We start from the raw sequence: 19,839 nt of genomic DNA, 5'->3' as shown, positions 1-19,839 counted from the left end.
GGGTGTGAGCGACTCACTCCCGGGGAAGCAGCGGTCCCAACGGCCCGAGGTCCAGATTCAGGTCCTCGGGCCGCAGTCCGTAGCGTTCGCGCAACTCGGTCATGCGGTCGTCGAGCAACATCAGGGTGAGCCCGATCCGCTCCTCCTGCTCCTCGTCCAGATCGCCCGTGTCGAAGCGGCGCAGCGCCTGCCGTTCCATCAGCTGGCGCAGCAGCTCCACGACGGTCAGGACGAGTTTCACCAGATCTCGCTCGACGGTGTCGGGCTCGAGGTCGAGATGGTTTCGGCGTTCGGTCACAGCGACTCCCCCCATGGCGACGGTACTTGCTCGTTGACCGAGCTGATCAGCGCGTTGAGGTCGATGCGGACGAGGTCGACGTCCGCGATGCGCAGCGTGATGTCGCCCGTGATGACGACCCCGCCGGCCAGCAGCCGGTCGAGCAGGTCGACGAGGGCGACCTCACGGCGCTCCACCACTGTCATGCGTCCTCCCTCGGCTCACCGGCGGACTCCACGAAGGAATAGGCCGCCCATGGCCCCGTGAGTTCCACACGCATTCCGGATTCCTCCCCCTTGGTGCGGTCCACCATTTCCACGAATTCCTCGGACTCCGCGCGCGGAACGAGATAGGCGGCGTTCAGCACATTCTGTCCGGACGCCTTGGAAAGGGCGGAGTTCTGCGGCGGATGGAGGCGGGCGTCGTCGGCATGCGCGGACAACTTCTCGTGGAGACTTCCGGCGAACCGCTCGGCACGCTGCCAGGTGTCGTCGTGGGCCCGGGCCTTCGTGCGCCGCTGCATCAGGTAGTCCCGGCCCGAGGCGGGCTTCGTCACCGCCTGCTCGGCCTGCGCCTCGGGCTCGACATACACCTTCACCCCCCACTCGACCCGCCCCGCGAGCCGGTCGAGGACGCGCCGGAAGTCCTCCTCGCGCTCCTCCATCATCACGCGGACGCCACTGTCGTCCCGGAACACCGTGGCGAGCCGGAGCGGCAGCGGGGTGGTGACGGCCGTGAGGGCGTCGATCACCTGCTGATGGGCGCGGGCGGTCTCCGTCAGCCAGTCCAGGTCCTCCAGACGGCGGCGGAGCGGCTCCTCGGCGAAGTCCCGCTCCGGAACATGGCTGACCACGGCGATCAGGCCGCGGTGGGTGAGCAGTCTGGGCGGATCGCCCGCCACCCCCGACAGGGCGGTCTGGAGGGGCGCGCCGAGGGGGTGGCAGACGGCGTACACGTAACGCAGTCCGGTCATGGTGACTCCTCTCGGACGTCCTTCGGGGCACGGCCCTCACTCGGGGTGCGGCCCTCCTTCGGTGCACGGCCCGCCCTCGGGGCGCGGGTCTCCCTCGGGGAGCGGCTCTCCCTCGGGGCAGCACGGCCCTCCTTCAGGGCACGGGTCTCCTTCGGGGCGCGGCTCAGCTCCAGTTCCTCCAGCCGGGCCAGCCGCTCTCGCAACTCGGCGTTCTCACGCGACAGTTCGTTGCGGCGGGCGCCGGAGGAAAGAGCCGGGTCGTCCTCCCACCAGTCGATGCCCATCTCCTTGGCCTTGTCGACGGAGGCGACGATGAGGCGGAGCTTGATGGTGAGCAGTTCGATGTCGAGCAGGTTGATCCGGATGTCGCCCGCGATGACGATGCCCTTGTCGAGGACGCGTTCCAGGATGTCGGCGAGGTTGGCTCCGCCGCTCTGGCCGTACGGCTCCGGCATCCGGCTCGGCATGCTCATCGCCGGGTCCTGCCCTTGCCTCGCGCGTCCTCGGCCCGGGGCTCCTCCTCGGGCTCCTCCTCGGGCTCCTCCTCGTCGTACTCCTCGTACTCGTCCTCGGCGGCCGCCGGCTCGCCCTCCTCGGCTTCGTCCTCCTCCTCGTACTCGCCCTCGGGCTCCGCTTCCTCGTCCTCGACTTCCTCGTCCTCGGCGTACGGGCCCTCGTCCTCGTACTCCTCATCGTCCTCCGGGGCGGTGTCCTCGGCATCCCGCGCCTCGGCGCCCTCCTCGGGCTCGCCGTTCTCCTCGTTCTCCTCGTTCTCCTCGTCCTCCTGGGCGACCGCGTCCTCGTGGGAGGTGACGACCTCGCCGTCGCGGATCTCACCGCGCCAGCTGTCCTCCGCCTCCCCCTTGATAGTGATGAAGCGGGCGAAGTTCTTCAGGTCGAGGCGGGCGCGGCGGCCCTGGGCGCGCCAGATGTTGCCGGTCTTCTCGAACAGACCCGTCGGGTAGTACTCGATGATCAGCAGGATCCGGGTGAGGTTCTCGCCGAGCTCGTGGAAGGAGACGACGCCCTTCGTCGTGCCCTTGGCGCCCTCCGACGTCCAGGCGATCCGGTCGTCCGGCACCTGTTCGGTGGTCTTCGCCTTCCAGCTGCGGTTGGACCAGAAGACCTTCGCCTGCCAGTCGCTGGTGGTGTCGTCGGCGCGGTTCGCGCTCTTGACGCCCTTGGCGAAGGTGCTGAAGTCCTGGTACTGCGTCCACTGGTCGTAGGCGGTGCGCAGCGGCACGCCGACGTCGATCGTCTCCATGATCACGGTCGGCTTCTTGCCCGCGCTCTTCTTGCCCTTGCCGCCCTTGCCGCCGAGGCTCTTGAACGCGCCGGTCACCTTGTCCTTGGCCCGCGAGGCGCCGAGCTCCAGCGCGGTGCGCAGCGGTCCCTTGCCCTCGGCGACCTTCTTGCCGCCCTCGAGGGCGAGTTTGGCGAAGCCCGGACTGTTGCCCTCGGCGATGTCGTTGAGTTTGGCCGTGGTGTCGCCGAGCTTGTGGCCGACGCCGGACAGCAGGCGCGTGGCCTGCGCGGCGAGGTACTCCTGTACCTCTTCCTTGAGCCGGTCGGCGGCCTCGCTGTGAGCGATGCCGGAGAGCGGGTTGCCGCCTGCCGCCTTGCCGGCGGTGTCAGCCGCGGACGTCGCGGACTTGGCGGATCCGAGGGTCTCGGTCATCGGTCACCGCCTCCCTTCGGCCGCCGGGCCCGGGATGCGGTACCCGAGGCGGTCTTCGCTGCGGTTCTCGTGCCCGTCTTCCCGGCCGACGCGGTCTTCTTCGCGGCCGGCGTGCGGGCCGGGGCCTTCTTGGCGGGCGCCTTCTTCGCGGGGGCCTTCTTGGCCGTCTTCTTCGCCGGCGCCTTCTTCGCCGGCGCCTTCTTCGCCGCCGTCTTCCTCGGCGGTTCCTCTTCTTCCTCTTCTTCCTCGTCCTCGTCGTCCGCAGCAGCGTCCTGCGGCTCCTCGTCCTCCTCGTCCTCCTCGTCCGCAGCAGCGTCCTGCGGCTCCTCGTCCTCCTCCTCGGCGTCCTGCGGCTCCTCGTACTCCTCGTCCGCCTCGTCTTCCGCCTCGTCGTCCGCGTCCTCGCCGGGCACGATGCCCTCGAGCTGGTCGCGCACCTCGGCGGTGCGGCCGTGCAGCCGGTCCGCGAGGGCGTCGATCTGCCGCTCGACCATGGCGCCGGAGGCGGCCTTGCCGACCCCTCGCAGGTCCTGGCGCAGCTGGTCCCCGATCTCCTTGAACTGCGGGTTGTCCCGCAGCTGCTGGGAGACCAGGTCCGCGATGCCCTTGGGGGTCAGGTTCATCCGCTTGCCGGCCACCAAGGAGCCGACGGCGAAAGCCAGTTTCAGCTTCTTGGTACGTCCGAGGAGATACCCGGCCCCGACCGCGAGGCCCAATGCCGTTCGGTTCATCCTGTCCACCCGTTGTCCGTTCCCGCGCTTCTGCGCGTCGCGCTCTCCAGCCGGTCCAGGAGTTCGTCCTCCTGCTCGTCGAACTCCTCCTCCGTGATCTCGCCGGCGTCCAACCGCTCTTCCAGACGCGCGAGTTCGGTCCGGACCGTGGCGGGGTCGTAGTAGATCCGCTCGGCCTCCCGGACCACCTGTTCGATCACCCAGCCGCTGCCGCGCACCGGGGCGAACGGCAGCAGCAGCACCTCTGAGATGAGTCCCATGGCACACCTACTCCGTGCTGGTGCCCGCCGGTGCGGCCGGACCCGGCTCGACGAAGCTGTACGGCGGCAGCGGCCCGTTGACACGCAGTTCGAGGTGCGGACGGCCCTTGCGCAGGTCCTCCGCGGCCTCCAGGAACCGGGCCGCCGAGTCGCGGTCCACCAGGAACGAGACGTTGACCAGCCAGCCCGTGGACTCGGGGCCCACGCTGGTGGCCGCGGCCAGCGGCTGGAGGCTCTGCTGCACCTCGGCAGCGTCCTCGGCCTCCTTGGCCTTGACCGCGGCGGCCACCATCTCGCCGAGCTGGATCTTCTGGTCGTAACTGCCGCCGCCCGACTGCCGGTTGGCCTCCGCGAGGCCGCGCAGTTCGGGACTCTCGGCCATCACCTGATGCAGGACGGCCTCCTCCACGTGCGAGGCCTTGATGTTGTACTCGACCCTGCCTTCGAGGGCCCGCAGGCGCTCCTCGTAGTGCTCGGCGCGCTCGGCGAGGACCCCGGTGACGGAACTGTCGTCGGGGGCGACACTGCCGAACCGCATGGGCAGCACACAGCCGTCGGCGCCCGCCTCGGCGAGCACGGTCTGGTGGGCGAGCAGCTCCCTGCGCTTGGGCCGCAGCCCGTCGGGGGCGTCGCTGACGATCGCCGCCAGTGTGCCCTCCTTCAGGACGCGCACCGGCAGGGGAGGATCGCCGACGCCGGCCAGGGCGTCCGGAAGGTCGGCGTGCGAGCTCGCGACAATGCCGTACACGTACGTGCTCACTCCTGCTCCTCCTTCCTGCGCGCGGTGGTGCTCTTGCGCGCCCGCGGCCTGGACTCCCGCTCCTGCGGCGAGCCCTCGTCACGGGACTGCTTGAAGGCGTCGGAGATGGTCTCCGCGGCGCCGGACAGCGCGCCCTTGGACTTGCCGCGCGCGCCGGACTCGGTGATCTCGCCGACCAGGTCGGGCAGGCCCGGGCTCTTGCGCGGCCCCGCCTCCAGGTCCAGCCGGTTGCACGCCTCGGCGAAGCGCAGATAGGTGTCGACGCTGGCCACCACGACCCGTACGTCGATCTTGAGGATCTCGATACCGACCAGGGAGACCCGTATGAACGCGTCGATGACGAGACCCCTGTCGAGGACGAGCTCCAGCACGTCGTAAAGACCGCTGGAGCCGCCTCCGCCACCGGACTGCTGTGCCGGGACTACGGTCATGCCGACCGCACCTCCTTGCCTCGTGAATGTTGTCGGGACGTTCTCTTTCGCCGAGCGGCCTACCGGCCGCCGGACCTCTGCGAATCGGCCCGTCCGCGTTCGTAACGACGAACGCGCCGGTAGCCGGTGAGCCCGCCCTCCTGGTCGAGCTCCACCTGGTAGGTCGCCATCAGGCTCATCGTGTCGGGCACCCTCTCGAGCTCCATGACCTCGACCTCCAACTGCCAGCCGCCCTCCGTCTGCGCGAAGGACGAGGCGCCCTCGACCGCCATGCCGGTCAGCTCTCCGAGCTGGGAGCAGGCGTGGCGCAGCACCTCCATGGGGCTCGGCCGGTCGTCCGCCACGTCGTCCTTTCCTTCCCTGCTCGTCGAAGTCCCCGAAGTCTCCGGAGTCCGTGAACTTTGAGAATTGCGTGATTCAGGTGATTCGCGTGTGTTATGTGAAGTGCGTGATGTATGTGACTGTGATGTGCTTTTTGTGTTCACCATGGCCACCTCTTCTTCCGGGTGGCCCAAAGGCTCTTGGCCAAACCTTCACGTGGCCCGGAGTGCGTCGAGCCGGCGCCGGGCCGGGCCCAGGGCGCGTCCGCGGCCCGTCAGCGCCGACCAGGGCCGGGCGTGGGCCTGCTCGGCGGCGTCGGCGATGGTCCAGCGCCGCGGGCCGAGCTCCGGATCGTGCAGCTGCTCCCAGGTGAGGGGCGTGGCGACGGGCGCCCCGGGCAGCGCGCGGACCGCGAAGGGGGCGACGGCGGTCTGCGCGTAGCCGTTGCGCTGCACGTCCAGGTAGAGCCGGTCGCCGCGGTCCTTCTTGCGGGCGGCCGTGGTCAGCCGGTCGGGGTGCTCCGCGACGAGCAGCTCGGCGGCGTCCCGGGCGAATCCGCGCACCGCGTCGAAGTCCTCGTGCCCGTCGACCGGGACCACGACGTGCAGTCCGCGCGAGCCCGTCGTCATCAGGGCCGAAGGCAGCCGCAGCTGATCGAGGAGCTCGCCGAGCCATTCGGCGGCCTCCCGGACGGCGGCGAAGCCGGAGCCGTCGGCCGGGTCGAGGTCGAAGACCATCAGGTCCGGACGGTCGACCCGGCCGACCCGCGACAGCCAGCGGTGCAGGGTGAGACACGCCTGGTCGGCGAGGTGGGCGAGGGTGGCGGAGTCGTCGCAGACCGTGTGGCGGACGGTGCCGTCCTCCTTGGCCACCTCGGCCCGCGTGATCCACTCCGGATAGTGCTCGGGGGTGTTCTTCTGCATGAAGCGGGGCCCGTCGATCCCGTCCGGATGCCGTTCCAGCATCAGCGGACGGCCGCGCAGCTGCGGAACCATGAACGCGGCGACCGACCGGTAGTACGCGACGAGGTCGCCCTTCGTGTAACTCTTCGCCTCCTCGCCGCCCGGGAAGAGCACCTTGTCCGGCCGGTGGACCTCGACGCTACGGCGGCCCACCCGCACCTTCCGTACGTCGTCACCGCTCACGGCGCGATCGCCTGCTCCACCAGCAGCCGGGCGGACGCGGCGATCGACTCGGCGTCGATGCCCGCGGCGTGCAGCTGCTCGGCCGGGCTCGCCGAGCCGGGCATCGTCCGGACGGCGAGCCGCACCAGCCGGGGCACCGGCCGCCCGTCGAGGAAGGCGTCGAGGACCGCGTCCCCGAGGCCGCCCTGCTCGTGGTGGTCCTCCACGCTCAGCAGCAGGCCGGTCTCCTCGGCGGCCCGCCGCAGCGTGGCCCGGTCGACGGGCTTGACCGAGTACAGGTCGATCACCCGGACCGCGATGCCCTCGCCGTCGAGCGCCTCGGCGGCCTTCAGCGCCTCGTGCACGGTGACGCCGGCCGCGACGATCGTCAGCCGGTCCCGGTCGGAGGAGCGCAGCACCTTGCTGCCGCCGACGGGGAACTCCTCGTCCGGCCCGTAGAGCACCGGGTCGGCGCCGCGTGAGGTGCGCAGATAGCGGACGCCGTCCAGGCCGGCCATGGCGGTGACGAGCCGGGCGGTCTGGTGGGGGTCGCAGGGGTACAGCACGGTCGAGCCGTGCACGGCCCGGAACATCGCCAGATCCTCCAGGCCCATCTGCGAGGGCCCGTCCTGTCCGATGGCTACCCCCGCGTGCGAGCCGACGAGATTGATGCCGGCCCCGCTGACCGCGGCCATCCGGACGAAGTCGTGGGCCCGGGTCAGGAAGGCCGCGAACGTCGAGGCGTACGGCACCCAGCCGCGCGTCGCGAGGCCTACCGCGGCGGCGACGAGCTGCTGTTCGGCGATGTAGCACTCGAAGAACCGGTCGGGGTGCTCCTTGGCGAAGGCCTCGGCGCGGGTGGAGTCGCTCACCTCGCCGTCGAGGGCGACGATGTCCTCGCGGGCGGAGCCGAGGGCGGCGAGGGCCTTGCCGTAGGCGTCCCGGGTCGCCACGCCCTTCTCGCGGTCCTCCCCGTCCCAGCGGGGCAGCACGAGAGGCCCGGTCGGGACGGAGTGCAGCATGCGGGCGTCGGTCGGCTCGTGCACGTGGACCCGCAGGTCACGGATGCCGCCCAGTTCCTCGATCGCCTCGTCGGCGTCGGGCAGCGGCTTGCCGTGCAGGCCCTCGCGGTCCTCGACGGACCGGACGCCCTTGCCCTTGAGGGTGCGGGCGAGGATCGCGGTGGGCTGCCCCAGGGTGGAGGCCGCCTCGCCGTAGGCGCGGTCGACGGCGTCCACGTCGTGTCCGTCGATCTCGATCGTGTGCCAGCCGAAGGCCTGGAAGCGGCGGGCGTAGGCGCCGAGGTCGTGGCCGTGCCGGGTGGGGCCGCGCTGACCGAGCCGGTTGACGTCGACGATCACCGTGAGGTTGTCGAGGTGCTCGTGGCCCGCGTGCTCGGCGGCCTCCCACACCGAGCCCTCGGCGATCTCGCTGTCCCCGCACAGCACCCATACGCGGTATCCGATGCGGTCCAGCCGCTCCCCGGCCAGCGCGATGCCGACGCCCACCGGAAGGCCCTGGCCGAGCGAGCCGGTGGCCGTCTCGACCCACGGCAGCCGCTGCGGGGTGGGGTGTCCCTCGAGCCGGCTGCCGAGTTCGCGGAAGGTCAGGAGCTCCTCGTCGTCGATGGCCCCGGCGGCCTTGTAGGCCGAGTACAGCAGGGGGGAGGCATGGCCCTTCGAGAGGACGAAGCGGTCGTTGCCCGGGTGCGCCGGGCGGTCGAAGTCGTAGCGGAAGTGGTTCGCGAGCAGTACGGCCATCAGGTCCGCGGCCGACATCGAGGACGTCGGATGCCCGGACCCCGCCGCGGCGGCGGCACGCACACTGTCGACCCGCAACTGCTGTCCGAGTTCGGTGAGTTCGGCGGTGTCCATCTGGCTACTGATCTCCTTTCGCGTCGCGGGCGTCGCCGCGCTCGACGGGGTTGGGGACGGGCTCGTTCCCGGCGGTCCCGTCCTTCCGCGCGGTCGCCGGTCCGGAGCCGTGCCGCCCCACCTCGGGCGTCGGCGAGTCGATCGACTGGGAACCCTCCTCCGGCGACGACTGCCCCACACGGGAGCCGCTCTCACCGCCCGAATGCCGTCCCACCTCGGGTGTCGGCGAGGTGATCGACTGGGAGTCGTCCTCCGGGGAGGGGTGCTTTTCGCCGGACCCGCCGGTCGCCTTGTTCACGTCCTTCACGTCCTTCACGTCCTTCACGTCGTTCCCCTCATTCCTGTCGTCCGCGTTCTTGCCGTACGCGTTCTTGTCGTCCGTGCCGTCCGCGTCGTCCGGGGCGTTCACGTCCTCCTCGGTGGCCGCGCCGGGGCCGGAAGCCGCCGACTCGCGCTTGTGGTCTCCCGGTACCCGTGCCAGTTCCGGTGACGCCGTGTCCAGCGGTACCGACCAGGACCTGACCAGGCCCAACTGGACGTCCTGGCGCGGGAGTACGGCGTCCAGCAGCCAGTCGGCGGCGACGCGCACGCGATTGCCGGGCATGGCGGCGAGATGGTAGCCACGGGCGACGGCGCCGGCCGCGGGGCCGGACAGGTGGACGCCGAGCGGATTGGCGGCGGCCTGCACCCCGCCCAGGTCCACGACGAACCCCATGTCCTTGTGCCGGTAAGGCCGCAGCCCGGCCCTGCCGCCGCCCTCGCCGAGCGAGGCGGCGACGTTCTGCCCGGCCACCTTGCCCTGCCGCCACGCGTGCTGCGCGGTCATCGGCGTGTACTCCCCGGGCCTCTCCAGATCCGGTACGGCGGCCGCGTCGCCGCACGCGAACACCTCGGGCCTGCCCGGCACCTGAAGCGTCGGTTCGACGAGCAGCCGCCCGCGTTCCATGGGCAGCCCGAGCGACTCCGCCAGGGGATCGGGCCGTACGCCCACGCACCACGCCAGGGTGCGGGTGTCGACGAACTCGCCGTCGGTCAGCAGGACTCCGTCGCGGGTGGCCTCCTTGACGGAGGTTCCCATGCGCACCTCGACACCCCGTTCGCGCAGCACCCGGTCGGCAGTGCGGGAGAGCCGTTCGTCCAGTTCGGGCAGGACGCGCGACGCGACGTCGAGAAGCAGCCAGCGCGGCCGCATGCCCCGACGCAGGGGGTGGTCGCGGATCAGGGCGTCGGTGAACAGCTGCCCCTGCGCCGCGACTTCGGTACCGGTGTAGCCCGCGCCGACCACGACGAACGTACAACGCGCCGTGCGTTCGGCCGCGTCGGCGCCGGATGAGGCCAACTCCACCTGCCGGGTGAGGTGATCGCGCAGGTAGAGGGCTTCGGGCAGGCCGCGGAACCCGTGCGCGTGCTCGGCGACCCCGGGGATGGGCAGCAGTTTGTTGACGCTGCCGGCGGCGAGCACGAGCCGGTCGTAGCCGAGCGTGCCCTTGTCCCCTTCGGGATTCGTGTAGTGGACGGTGCGCGCGTCGAGGTCGACATGTTCGGCCTCGCCGAGCACCGGGCGCACCTCACGAAGGGTCCCCGACAGGGAGACGGTGACCCGGCGCGGCTCGAGGATGCCCGCCGCCACCTGGGGCAGCAGGGGCAGGTACAGGAAGTAGTCGGTCGGGTTGAGCAGAGTGATGTCGGCCCGGCCTCTGGCCGCCCGCGCCAGGGTGCGGGCCGTCCGGTACCCGGCGAAGCCGGCTCCGACGATCACGATGCGGGGACGCATCACGGTGGGCCTCCGAAGGGGTTCGGACGGTTGTCGTACGAAGGTTTCCGCGTCCCCCTGGCAGGAGCCGCCAAACGTGCGCCGGTGTCCCCTCCGGGCGCCCGGTGTCCGGAACGCGAAGGCCCCGGCGGAACCGGGAACGCCCGCACGCACCGGGCGGCCCCGCGGCAACAGGTGCCGCGGGGCCGTCCGGATGCCGAACACGTGACGCGGGTACGTCACTTCGGCGGATGCGCACCGCGTTGTCAGGCCCGGTGCGGGCCCTCGGGATCGATGTCGTCGGCGCGCGGCGCCTCGCCCGGTGCCGGCACCCGGGCGCCGGGCGCGGTCGGCGGCATCGGGGGGTACGCCAGCCCGGTACCACCGGGCGGCCCGGCCGGCGGCGTACCGCCGATGACCCGACCGGGGCCCTTGTCCGGTGCGGCCTCGAGCCCGGCCGTGGGCGGCGACGACGCGTGCGGCTTGGCTGCGCCGCGCAGCAGGTACGCCACGACTGCGAGGATCGCGGCGGTGATCAGTGCCGCGGCCCAGTCCGGCAGACCGATGCCGAGGGCGAGCCCCACCGCGAGTGCGACGGCCGCGCCCGCATAGAGGGCGACGGCGCCGGACGCCGCGTAGAGCATGGCCGTACGGCGCTGCTTGCGGGTCTGCTCGCGCAGCTCTTCGCGGATCGTCTCGCGCGCCACCTGCGCCAGCTCGTCGACCAGATGCTTGTCCAGATGCTCCAGGTGATCCATGCGCTCCATGGGCGTCGGGTACCCGCTGTCATGGACGCTTAACTCCACGAACCGGTGCACCGAAGCGACGGGGAGAGGGCCGGGGAGAGGGCCGGGGAGAGGCCTGGCGGGGATCGGACGAAGGGATCACCTCACCGCGGCCGCCCCAACTAGGCTCGTCCGCATGGACATTCTGGGAGCCACACTGCGTGTCTGTGTCGACGATCTGGAGAGCTCGGTCTCCTTCTACGAGCGGCTGGCGGGCACCGGCGCGCTCCGCTTCGAGCGGGGCGGCGTACAAGTGGCCGCGGTCGGCTGCTTCCTGCTGATGAGCGGGCCTCCGGCCGAGCTGGAGCTGCTGCGCAAGGTGGCCGCGACGATCGCCGTCGCGGACGTCGACGAGGCCCACCGGACCCTCACCGAGCTGGGCGCGGACGTCATCGCCGGCCCGGTGCCGACCCCGGTGGGCCGCAACCTGATCGCCCGGCACCCGGACGGAGCGGTGTACGAGTACGTCGACCGGCGCGGGTCGTGAGGCGCCGGGCCCGGGGAAATTCCGTGGGCGGTGGGTCGTCGCGGACGTAGAGTCGGGCGTTCGACGGCAGGCACGAAGGAGCGGCAGTGAGTGAGCAGCACACCTACCGGGTGATCGTCCGGGGAACCTGGGACGGCCTCACCGACGAGGGCAGGACCCGCCTCCTCGCCGAGGCCGCCGACCACGGTCTGACGAGCATGCGGTTCACCGAGGAGGGCACGCTGTCGTACGAGCCGTCGCAGCTGAAGCACTTCTCGATGCGCTACGTGGTGGTGTCGGACGCGGCCGACGGCGAGGAGATGGCGGGCGCGCTGGCCGAGGAGCGCGCCGAGGCGACGCTGCGGGAGCTCGGCCACGGCTTCACCGGGCTGCGGTCGACGGTCACCGACCTCGACACGATGAAGATCAACTACAAGTCCGCATCTCGGCGGTGATCGCCCACCGCTCGTGGTCCCGCCACTCTCCGTCGATGTAGATCATCTTCGGGGAGAAGCCCTCCCGGCGGAAGCCGCAGCCGCGGGCGAGGGCGATCGAGGCGACGTTGCCGGGCTGCGCGTTGATCTCCAGCCGGTGCAGCCGCATCGGTCCGAACGCGTGGCCCACCACGAGGTCGAGTGCCTCGCGCATCAGCCCGCGCCCGGCCGCGTGCGCGAAGGCGCCGTAGCCCAGTGCGCCGCACTGGAAGCCTCCCTCGACGATGTTGTTGATGTTGACGAACCCGGCGACCGCCCCGTCCTCCAGGGTGCACACGAGGAAGCCGGCCTTCGACGGGTCCTCGATCAGCCGGCCCGCGTAGGCGGTGTACGCGTCGGCGGTGGCCGGCGGGAACAGCCACGGGTGGTGCAGGTCCTTGCTCTCCCGCGCGCGGGCGGTGAACTCCGGCCCGTCCTCGTAGGTGAAGTGGCGTATGCCCACGCGGGGGCCCTCGGCGAGGTAACGGGATGCGGTGTGCGGCATCGGGACAGCCTACGACGAGGTCACCTGCGCCGTTTCCTGAAGTACGCGAAGGAAGCGCCGCACAGGACGCCGATGACCCACATCGCCAGAAGCGCCGTCCACAGCGGCACCGTCACCTCGGGGATCAGCAGTCGGATCTTCGTGGGACGGGTGTTCTGGAAGATGAAGATCAGGGTGAGGACGGCGAGCGCCAGGACGACGATCCGGCCCGGCGTCAGCGCTTCGTTCCTGCCACCGCTCTCGGAGGCCTTCGAGGTCTTCGGGCTCATGCGCCCAGCGTGATCGCTGCGCCGCGCTCACGCACGGTGAGGCGCGCCCACCGGGTGAGACGGCCGGGAGGTCAGCGGTGGGACGGCCGGGAGGTCAGCGGTGGGACGGCCGGGAGGTCAGCACAGGGCGGGGGTGTCGAGGGTCAGCGTGCCCGCGTCCGCGTCGAGTACGGCGGGCACGCCGAACGGCACGGTCAGCGCCCCCTCGCAGTGACCGAACCCGAGCTCCTCGACGACCGGGACGCCGAGGCCGCCGAGCCGGTCCACGAGGACCGGGCGCAGCTCCTCGTAGGGGCCGCAGCGTTCCCAGGAGCCGAGCGCGACACCCGCGACGCCGTCCAGCCAACCGGTGCGCAGGAGTTGGGTGAGGGCCCGGTCGACGCTGTACGGCCGCTCCCCCACGTCCTCGATCAGCAGCAGCCCGCCGCGGGCGCCGGACCGGGTGTGCGGGGTGCCGTAGCCCGTGGCCAGCAGGGCGAGGCAGCCGCCCAGGGTGACGCCCCGCGCCCGGCCCGGAGCGATGGCCGTACCGGTGGAGGCGAGCGTGCGGACGGTCTCCGGGGCGAACAGGGTGGCCCTGAGGTGTTCCTGCCCGCGGGCGCTCTTGATGAAGTCGATGCCCGCGGCCGCGGGCCCGTACAGCGTGACCAGGCCCAGCCGGAGGGCGAACGCCTCGTGCAGGGTGGTGCTGTCGCTGAAGCCGACGAACACCTTGGGTCCGGCCGCCCGCATCGCGTCCCAGTCGAGCAGGTCGACGATCCGCTGGGCACCGTAGCCGCCGCGTGCGCACAGCACGGCGTCGACGCCCGGATCGCACCAGGCCCGCTGGAGGTCGGCGGCCCGGTCGGCGTCGGTGCCCGCGAGGTGCGGCAGCCGGTCGTGCCGGTCCAGCACATGGGGGGCGACCACCGGGTCGAGGTCCCAGCCGCGCAACAGGTCGAGGCCGGCCTCCAGCCGCTCCTCCGCCACCGGCCCGCTGGGCGCGACGACCACGACCCGGGCGCCGGGGGCGAGCCGGGACGGCCGCACGAGTTCCTTCACCGCACAAGCTCCAACCTCGGGATTCCGGGCGGGCGCAGCCCGAACACCTGAGCGTACAGCGACAGCTCGGCCTCCAGGGCGCGCACCATCGTGGCCGCCCGCCGGAACCCGTGCCCCTCCCCCTCGAACGCCAGATACGCGTGCGGCACCGGCCGCCCGGCCGATCGGGTCAGTCGGGCCAGGAACCGCTCGCACTGGACGGGCGGGCAGATCACGTCGTCCAGCCCCTGGAGGAGCAGGAACGGCACGGTGATCCGGTCGGCGTGCTCGATCGGCGAACGTTGCGCGTATCGGGCGGGCACCTGTGCGAGGGGCCCGACGAGGCTGTCCGGGTAGCGGGACTCGAGGTCGTGGGTCTCCCCCGACGCCCAGCCCACCAGGTCCAGCACGGGGTAGCGGATCGTGCCGCAGGCGTAGACATCGGTGCCGGCCAGCGAGACCGCGGCGGTCCAGCCGCCCGCGCTGCCGCCCCGGACGGCCAGCCGCCGCCGGTCGGCGGTGCCCTCGTCGGCGAGCGCCAGGGCGACGGCCGCGCAGTCCTCGACGTCGACCACGCCCCACTGCTCGCGCAGCCGCTCCCGGTACTCCCGCCCGTAGCCGGTCGAGCCGCCGTAGTCGACCTCGGCGACCCCGATGCCCCGGGAGGTGAAGTAGGCGATCTCCAGATCCAGTACGAGCGGCGCGCGGTCGGTGGGCCCGCCGTGCGCCCACACGACATAGGGCGGCAGTTCATGTCCGGGCGCGACCTGTCCGGGGTGGTGGGGCGGGTAGACGTGCGCGTGGATGTCACGACCGTCGGGGCCGGTGAACGTACGGATCCGGGGCTCGGGGTAGTAGGCCGGGTCCACCGCGTCGTCGTGCGCGGCTCCGATCACCCGGGCCCGGCCGGTCCTGGCGTCCAGCTCCACCACCTCGTACGCGCTGCGCGGACTGGCCGCGACGCCGACGACGCGTTCCCCCTGCACCGCGAGGGTGGGCGCGAACTCCGTCCACGGCCCGGCCGCGTCGACGAGCTCACCGGTCTCCGGGTCGAGGATCCCGAGCACGGTGGCCCCCCGGCCGTGCACGACGGCGACGAGCCCGCTCTCCAGCGGCGCGAACCAGCGCTGCCCGAGCTTCCACAGGGCTCCGCCGAACTCCTCCTCGCGGGGGCAGAGGGGCTGGTGGTCGCGGTACAGGTTCCACCAGCCGCTACGGTCGCTTGTATACAGTAGGCAGTCTTCTGCGGACTGCCGTCCGTCGTACGCCGACTGTTCTCCGTAGCCTGTGGACCGTCGCCCGTCGCGAGTGGACCGTCGCCCGTCGCCCGTAGACGGCCTTCCGTCGATCGTCGACGGTTCTCCGACAACAGTCGACGGTTCTCCGACGACGGTCGACCGTCCGCCGTCACCCGCAGACCGTCGACCGTCGTCCAACAGCTGTCGCCCGTATCTCGTCGACGGCATCCAGTCGACCTGGGCGATCGACTCCCCCGGCCCGCCGGCCACCACCCGGGCGCCACTCAGGGTGCCGTCGCCCCTGACGTCGGCGACGATCACCTCCGTGCCCTCCCACGGCATCAGCGGGTGGTCCCAGGCCAGCCAGGCGGCCCGGCGGCCGTCGGACGAGAGGCGGGCTCCGGTGACGAACCGGCGGCGGTCGTCGGTGAGTTCGCGCACGGCGGCGCGATCGTCCGCGGCCGAGCCGTCCAGCGGCACCGCGGCCAGCACCCGGCGCAGGTCGGTCGGCCCCTCGCCCGTGAACTCCTCCAGCACGCACCACACTTCACCCCGCTCCAGCAGCAACTGCGGTTCCACCCAACGCAGTCCGCCACCCACGGCCGAGACGGGAGTGAGCGGGCGCGGCCCGGCGCCCGGCGCGGACCCGGGCTCGTACACATAGAGCCGCTGGTCGGCGAAGTGCACGAACACCACGAGGAGCCGGCCTTCGTGCACGGCACCGGCCCACGGCTGTCCGCCGTACTCGACGACCCGGCTGCGGACGTTCCAGGGGGCGGGCAGTACGGACTCCTCCGTGCCGTCGGGCCGGCGCCGGACGAGGGTGCGGCGGCCGTGCTCGGCCGGCCGGGGCGCGGTCCACCACACCTCGTCGCCGACGAAGCCGACGTACTCGGGGCGCCCGTCGTGCGTGGCCGCGAGGACCGCGTCGATGGGCGAGAGCCAGGAACCGTACGGCAGGACCTGCACGTTCTCCCCCGTCTACCTAGGCCGTCCGCAGGAACCGGTCGAGTACCCGGACGCCGAAGTGCAGCGCCTCCACCGGGACCCGTTCGTCGACGCCGTGGAAGAGGGCCTGGTAGTCGAAGCCTTCCGGGAGCTTCAGCGGTGCGAAGCCGTAGCCGGTGATGCCGAGCCGCGAGAACTGCTTGGCGTCCGTACCGCCGGACATGCAGTACGGCACCACATGCCCCTCGGGCGCGAACTCCTCGACGGCGGACCGCATACGGGCGTAGAGCGGGGCGTCCACGGGTGCCTGGAGGGCGACTTCGCGGTGGTGGAACTCCCAGTCGACGTCGGGGCCGGTGAGTTGGTCGAGCGTCGCGCGGAACTCGTCCTCGCCGCCCGGGAGATAGCGGCCGTCGACGTAGGCGACGGCCTCCCCGGGGATCACGTTGACCTTGTAACCGGCGCCCAGCATGGTCGGGTTGGCGCTGTTGCGGACGGTCGCCTCCACCAGGGCGGCCGCCGGACCGAGCTTCGCCAGCAGACCGTCCACGTCATGGAGGTCGGCGTCGACGCCGTACAGCGCGGCGAGTTCGGTGAGGGCGGCACGGACGGTCGGGGTGAGCCGCAGGGGCCATTCGTGCTCGCCGATACGCGTGACGGCGGCGGCCAGGCGGGTCACCGCGTTCTCCCGGTTGACCTTGGAGCCGTGTCCGGCGCGCCCGCGTGCGGTGAGCTTCAGCCAGCCGGTGCCGCGCTCGCCCGCGGCGATGGGGTAGATCTCGCGCCCCGCGCCGTCGTGGAAGGTGAACGCCCCGGATTCGCCGATGGCCTCGGTGCAGCCCTCGAACAGTCCCGGATGCCGGTCGGCGAGGAACCCGGAGCCGTCCTCGGCGCTGGCCTCCTCGTCGGCGGTGAAGGCGATGACGAGGTCGCGCCGGGGCCGGACGCCCTGCCGGGCCCAGGCCCGCAGCACGGCCAGGATCATCGCGTCCATGTTCTTCATGTCGACGGCACCGCGCCCCCACACGACCCCGTCGCGCACCTCCCCGGAGAAGGGGTGGACGCTCCAGTCGGCGGCTTCCGCGGGCACCACGTCCAGGTGACCGTGGACGAGCAGCGCGTCCGCGGCCGGGTCGGTGCCCTCGATCCGCCCGACGACGTTGGTCCGCCCCGGGGTGCGTTCGAGGAGCGTCGGCTCGATGCCCGCCTCGGCGAGCAGCGCGGCGGCGTACTCGGCGGCGGGCCGTTCCCGGCAGTCGCCGCCGCCGCGGTTGGTGGTGTCGATGCGGATGAGATCGGAGGTGAACCGGACGACCTCGTCCCGCGCCTGCGCGTCAGCCATGCCGCTCCCGCCCCTGCCCCGGCCCCCGGCGCTGCTCCTCAGCCATACTGCTCCTCGATCGCGGCCGAGACGATCGTGGTGACCGCCTTGAAGGTACGGATGCCCTCGTACATGGTGCCGCTGGTGTACGCGATCTTCCGCTCGCCGGCACGGGCGACGCCGGGCACGACGGTGGCCGCCATCGCGAGGTGCTCGGCGTCGAACTCCACGACGACTGTGAACGGCCCACCGCTCAGCGGTTCCTGACGAACCGCCAGCTGCGTCGCCTCCTTCGCCGCCGCCCGGATGTCGGCGGCCGTGCGGGCCGGGGTACGGCACACGGCCGCGTACCGGGAGACGTGGTCCTTCACCGCGACCTTCAACGCCTCGGGCGCGTACCCGAGCGCGTCCTCGCAGGCCACGTCGTCACCGGTGACGAGGACGACCGGCACCCCGTACTCGGCGACCACGTGCGCGTTGAGCAGCCCCTCGCTGGCCCGTACGTCGTTCAGCCAGACGCCGGTGAGGGAGTTGGCCAGGTAGGTGTGGGCCAGGACGCCCTCCATGCCGGCTCCCGCGTGGTAGCCGACGAAGGCGATGCCGTCGATGTCCCCGTGCTGGACGCCCTCCACCATGGAGAGGGACTTGTGCCGGCCGGTGAGCATCTCCGCCCGCTCGTCGAGCTGCTCGAGGAGCAGGTTGCGCATCGTCGAGTGGGCCTCGTTGATCAGGACCTCGTCCGCCCCGCCGTCGAAGAAGCCGAGCACGGCGGCGTTGACGTCCGAGGTGAACATCGACCGGCACCGCTCCCACTCCGGTGCCCCCGGCAGCACGTCGGCCGGCCAGGTGACGCCGGTGGCGCCCTCCATGTCGGCGCTGATGAGGATCTTCACGTCCGGCCCCCGTCCGCTCAAGGAGACCCGAGCCTATCGGGCCACGCCCCGGTTTTCCGGGGAGCGACGCCACCCGCTCGGGCGCTTCCCCCACGGCGACCACCACCCTCGACCGCCCCGCTCGCTCCCCGCTCGTCGCCACCGCACCGCGTCATGGCTGCTCCGCGTTCGCGGCTGTCGTACGGTCTCCGGGCTGCGGCCTCGCCTGAGCGGGGAGGGGAAGGCGCCTGTCCGGTGCGTCGGAGGTGTAGGCGTCGGCGTCGAAACGGCTCAGGCGGCGCACGAGTCGTCCGGTGGACCACGGCCAGGCGAAGGCGTTGCGCCCGGTGGAGGTGAAGTAGTAGCTGGTGCAGCCGCCCGTGTTGTAGACCGTGGTCGCGAGCGCCTCCTGGACGGCGGTGTTGTGCGCGGCCTGTGCGTCCGGCCTGACGTTCAGGGCGCGGTGGCCCCCTCGGTCGAGGTGGGCCAGAGCAGCGACGAGGTACGTCAGTTGCGCTTCCAGGACCGTGATCGCGGAGGTGGAGCCGCCGAGCAGGTTGGGCCCCAGCAGCAGGAAGAGGTTGGGGAAGCCGCTCACGGTGGTGCCCAGGTACGCCTGCGGTGCGCCGCCCCAGGCTTCGTCGAGTGTCCGGCCGTTCGTGCCGTACAGGGTCGTGGCCAACGGCAGCTCGCCGACGCGGAAGCCCGTGGCCTCGACGAGCACGTCGGTGGGGACGGTGGTGCCGTCGGCGCCGACGACCTCGTTGCCCCGTACGGCGCTCACGGCGGTGGGATGCAGGCGCACGTGCGGCTGGGACAGGGCCGGGTAGAAGGTGCTCGACGTCAGAAGGCGCTTGCAGCCCAGCCGGTAGTCCGGTGTCAGTTGTCGGCGCAGCCGCACGTCGGGGACGGCGAGGCGCAGGTGTGCGCGGGCGCCCGCCTCGAGAAGGCGGGCGGCCTGCGGGTGCCGGAAGGCGTAGCCGAAGCCCTCCTGAAGGGCGTACTGGCCGGCGCGCAGGGCGCCGCGTGCGCCGGGGACGCGGTCCGCAAGCCGGTTGAGCGCTGCGGGTACCGGCAGATCGGGCTTGGGCAGCACCCATTGGGGTGTGCGCTGGACGAGGTTGACGGTCGCGGCCCGGGCTGCGACGGCCGGGACGATCTGCACGGCGGAGGCGCCGCCGCCCACCACGGTCACCCGTCGCCCGGTCAGGTCGACGCTGTGATCCCACCGGGCGCTGTGGAACACGGGACCGTCGAAGTCCTCGATGCCGGGCACCTCCAGGCGGCGCGGGACGTGCCACGGGCCGGTGGCCAGGACCAGTACCGCCGCGCTGTAGGGCCCGTCGCTGGTCTCCAGCAGCCAGCGGCCGGCCGCCCCGTCCCATCGCGCCCCCAGCACCTGGACGCCGCAGCGCAGCACGTCACCGAGCCGGTACCGCTCGGCCGTCGCCCGCAGATAGGCGAGGATCTCCTGCTGCCCGGCGAAGACCCTGCTCCAGGCGGCATCCGGTGTGAAGGAGTAGCTGTAGAGCGTCGAGGGCACATCACAGGCGCAGCCCGGGTAGGTGTTCTCCCTCCAGGTGCCGCCGAGGTGTGTCCCTTTCTCGAGAACAAGGACGTCGTCACACCCTGCCTCGCGAAGCCGGACGGCGGCCCCGATCCCGGAGAACCCCGCTCCGACGACGACGGCCCGCACGTCCCTGACCGTCCGCTCACTCTGCGCCGGGATCACAGCGACGCTCCAGCCGTGCGGCCGGCGC

Annotated in this window: 23 protein-coding genes; 2 read left to right on the top strand and 21 right to left on the bottom strand. The window is 72.0% G+C overall.

Features of this window, described 5'->3' with window-relative positions; genetic code table 11:
- Positions 1-13: 13 nt before the first annotated feature.
- The 14 genes from G9272_RS35985 to G9272_RS35920 form a co-directional block, all read right to left on the bottom strand.
- Positions 14-298, bottom strand: a complete 285-nt coding sequence (locus G9272_RS35985; protein ID WP_171400399.1) for a gas vesicle protein K — start codon at positions 296-298, stop codon at positions 14-16.
- Entirely contained in the window at positions 295-483 is a 189-nt protein-coding gene (locus tag G9272_RS35980; RefSeq protein WP_057602494.1) for a gas vesicle protein, read from the bottom strand. Before G9272_RS35980 ends, G9272_RS35985 begins: the two co-directional genes overlap by 4 nt.
- Positions 480-1,250 carry a GvpL/GvpF family gas vesicle protein gene (locus G9272_RS35975; protein WP_171400398.1) on the bottom strand — a complete coding sequence of 257 codons (771 nt, stop codon included), beginning with the start codon at positions 1,248-1,250 and terminating at the stop codon, positions 480-482. Before G9272_RS35975 ends, G9272_RS35980 begins: the two co-directional genes overlap by 4 nt.
- Positions 1,247-1,723: a gas vesicle protein gene (locus tag G9272_RS35970; protein ID WP_171400397.1), complete on the bottom strand. Its 477-nt coding sequence runs from the start codon at positions 1,721-1,723 to the stop codon at positions 1,247-1,249. The genes G9272_RS35975 and G9272_RS35970 overlap by 4 nt, the downstream gene beginning before the upstream one ends.
- Positions 1,720-2,928, bottom strand: a complete 1,209-nt coding sequence (locus G9272_RS35965; protein ID WP_171400396.1) for an SRPBCC family protein — start codon at positions 2,926-2,928, stop codon at positions 1,720-1,722. Before G9272_RS35965 ends, G9272_RS35970 begins: the two co-directional genes overlap by 4 nt.
- Entirely contained in the window at positions 2,925-3,659 is a 735-nt protein-coding gene (locus G9272_RS35960) for a DNA primase (RefSeq protein ID WP_171400395.1), read from the bottom strand. Before G9272_RS35960 ends, G9272_RS35965 begins: the two co-directional genes overlap by 4 nt.
- Positions 3,656-3,919 (bottom strand): gas vesicle protein GvpG, encoded by a 264-nt coding sequence (locus G9272_RS35955; RefSeq protein ID WP_171400394.1) that lies wholly within the window; start codon positions 3,917-3,919, stop codon positions 3,656-3,658. Before G9272_RS35955 ends, G9272_RS35960 begins: the two co-directional genes overlap by 4 nt.
- Before the next feature lie 7 nt (positions 3,920-3,926).
- Positions 3,927-4,679 (bottom strand): GvpL/GvpF family gas vesicle protein, encoded by a 753-nt coding sequence (locus G9272_RS35950; protein WP_171400393.1) that lies wholly within the window; start codon positions 4,677-4,679, stop codon positions 3,927-3,929.
- The gene (locus tag G9272_RS35945; RefSeq protein ID WP_171400392.1) at positions 4,676-5,110 is read right to left on the bottom strand and encodes a gas vesicle structural protein GvpA; all 435 of its coding nucleotides are present in this window, start codon (positions 5,108-5,110) and stop codon (positions 4,676-4,678) included. The genes G9272_RS35950 and G9272_RS35945 overlap by 4 nt, the downstream gene beginning before the upstream one ends.
- Positions 5,111-5,169: 59 nt before the next feature.
- Positions 5,170-5,598 (bottom strand): gas vesicle protein, encoded by a 429-nt coding sequence (locus tag G9272_RS35940; RefSeq protein WP_171400391.1) that lies wholly within the window; start codon positions 5,596-5,598, stop codon positions 5,170-5,172.
- 45 nt (positions 5,599-5,643) lie between these two features.
- Complete coding sequence (ligD, locus tag G9272_RS35935; RefSeq protein WP_171400390.1) at positions 5,644-6,576, bottom strand: non-homologous end-joining DNA ligase; 933 nt, start codon at positions 6,574-6,576, stop codon at positions 5,644-5,646.
- Positions 6,573-8,429, bottom strand: a complete 1,857-nt coding sequence (locus G9272_RS35930) for a transketolase (RefSeq protein WP_171400389.1) — start codon at positions 8,427-8,429, stop codon at positions 6,573-6,575. Before G9272_RS35930 ends, ligD begins: the two co-directional genes overlap by 4 nt.
- Before the next feature lie 4 nt (positions 8,430-8,433).
- Positions 8,434-10,206, bottom strand: a complete 1,773-nt coding sequence (locus tag G9272_RS35925) for an NAD(P)/FAD-dependent oxidoreductase (RefSeq protein ID WP_171400388.1) — start codon at positions 10,204-10,206, stop codon at positions 8,434-8,436.
- Positions 10,207-10,448: 242 nt separating this feature from the next.
- The gene (locus tag G9272_RS35920; protein WP_171400387.1) at positions 10,449-10,949 is read right to left on the bottom strand and encodes a phage holin family protein; all 501 of its coding nucleotides are present in this window, start codon (positions 10,947-10,949) and stop codon (positions 10,449-10,451) included.
- A gap of 154 nt (positions 10,950-11,103) precedes the next feature.
- Here G9272_RS35920 and G9272_RS35915 point away from each other — a divergent pair, with 154 nt between their 5' ends.
- Both G9272_RS35915 and G9272_RS35910 read left to right on the top strand, forming a co-directional pair.
- Complete coding sequence (locus tag G9272_RS35915) at positions 11,104-11,454, top strand: VOC family protein (protein ID WP_171400386.1); 351 nt, start codon at positions 11,104-11,106, stop codon at positions 11,452-11,454.
- 86 nt (positions 11,455-11,540) lie between these two features.
- Positions 11,541-11,888: a DUF6204 family protein gene (locus G9272_RS35910; RefSeq protein ID WP_171400385.1), complete on the top strand. Its 348-nt coding sequence runs from the start codon at positions 11,541-11,543 to the stop codon at positions 11,886-11,888.
- On the opposite strand, the gene G9272_RS35905 is transcribed toward G9272_RS35910, so the two are convergent.
- The 7 genes from G9272_RS35905 to G9272_RS35875 all read right to left on the bottom strand — a co-directional run bounded on the left by G9272_RS35905 (position 11,860) and on the right by G9272_RS35875 (position 19,811).
- Positions 11,860-12,411 (bottom strand): GNAT family N-acetyltransferase, encoded by a 552-nt coding sequence (locus G9272_RS35905; RefSeq protein WP_171400384.1) that lies wholly within the window; start codon positions 12,409-12,411, stop codon positions 11,860-11,862. The two genes, G9272_RS35910 and G9272_RS35905, sit on opposite strands and share 29 nt — an antisense overlap.
- Positions 12,412-12,431: 20 nt before the next feature.
- Entirely contained in the window at positions 12,432-12,680 is a 249-nt protein-coding gene (locus G9272_RS35900) for a LapA family protein (RefSeq protein WP_171400383.1), read from the bottom strand.
- A gap of 117 nt (positions 12,681-12,797) precedes the next feature.
- Positions 12,798-13,721: a S66 peptidase family protein gene (locus G9272_RS35895; protein ID WP_171400382.1), complete on the bottom strand. Its 924-nt coding sequence runs from the start codon at positions 13,719-13,721 to the stop codon at positions 12,798-12,800.
- The gene (locus G9272_RS35890; RefSeq protein ID WP_171400381.1) at positions 13,718-15,907 is read right to left on the bottom strand and encodes a S9 family peptidase; all 2,190 of its coding nucleotides are present in this window, start codon (positions 15,905-15,907) and stop codon (positions 13,718-13,720) included. Before G9272_RS35890 ends, G9272_RS35895 begins: the two co-directional genes overlap by 4 nt.
- Positions 15,908-15,923: 16 nt before the next feature.
- Positions 15,924-17,228 (bottom strand): M20/M25/M40 family metallo-hydrolase, encoded by a 1,305-nt coding sequence (locus G9272_RS35885; protein WP_171400380.1) that lies wholly within the window; start codon positions 17,226-17,228, stop codon positions 15,924-15,926.
- Between the two features lie 38 nt (positions 17,229-17,266).
- The gene (locus G9272_RS35880) at positions 17,267-18,100 is read right to left on the bottom strand and encodes a M55 family metallopeptidase (protein ID WP_171402320.1); all 834 of its coding nucleotides are present in this window, start codon (positions 18,098-18,100) and stop codon (positions 17,267-17,269) included.
- A gap of 151 nt (positions 18,101-18,251) precedes the next feature.
- Positions 18,252-19,811: a flavin-containing monooxygenase gene (locus tag G9272_RS35875; RefSeq protein WP_171400379.1), complete on the bottom strand. Its 1,560-nt coding sequence runs from the start codon at positions 19,809-19,811 to the stop codon at positions 18,252-18,254.
- Positions 19,812-19,839: the final 28 nt, after the last annotated feature.

The organism is Streptomyces asoensis (assembly GCF_013085465.1).
GTDB lineage: Bacteria > Actinomycetota > Actinomycetes > Streptomycetales > Streptomycetaceae > Streptomyces > Streptomyces cacaoi_A.
Note: the sequence above shows the minus strand (reverse complement) of the source record. Positions and strands in the feature narration are given on the sequence as shown.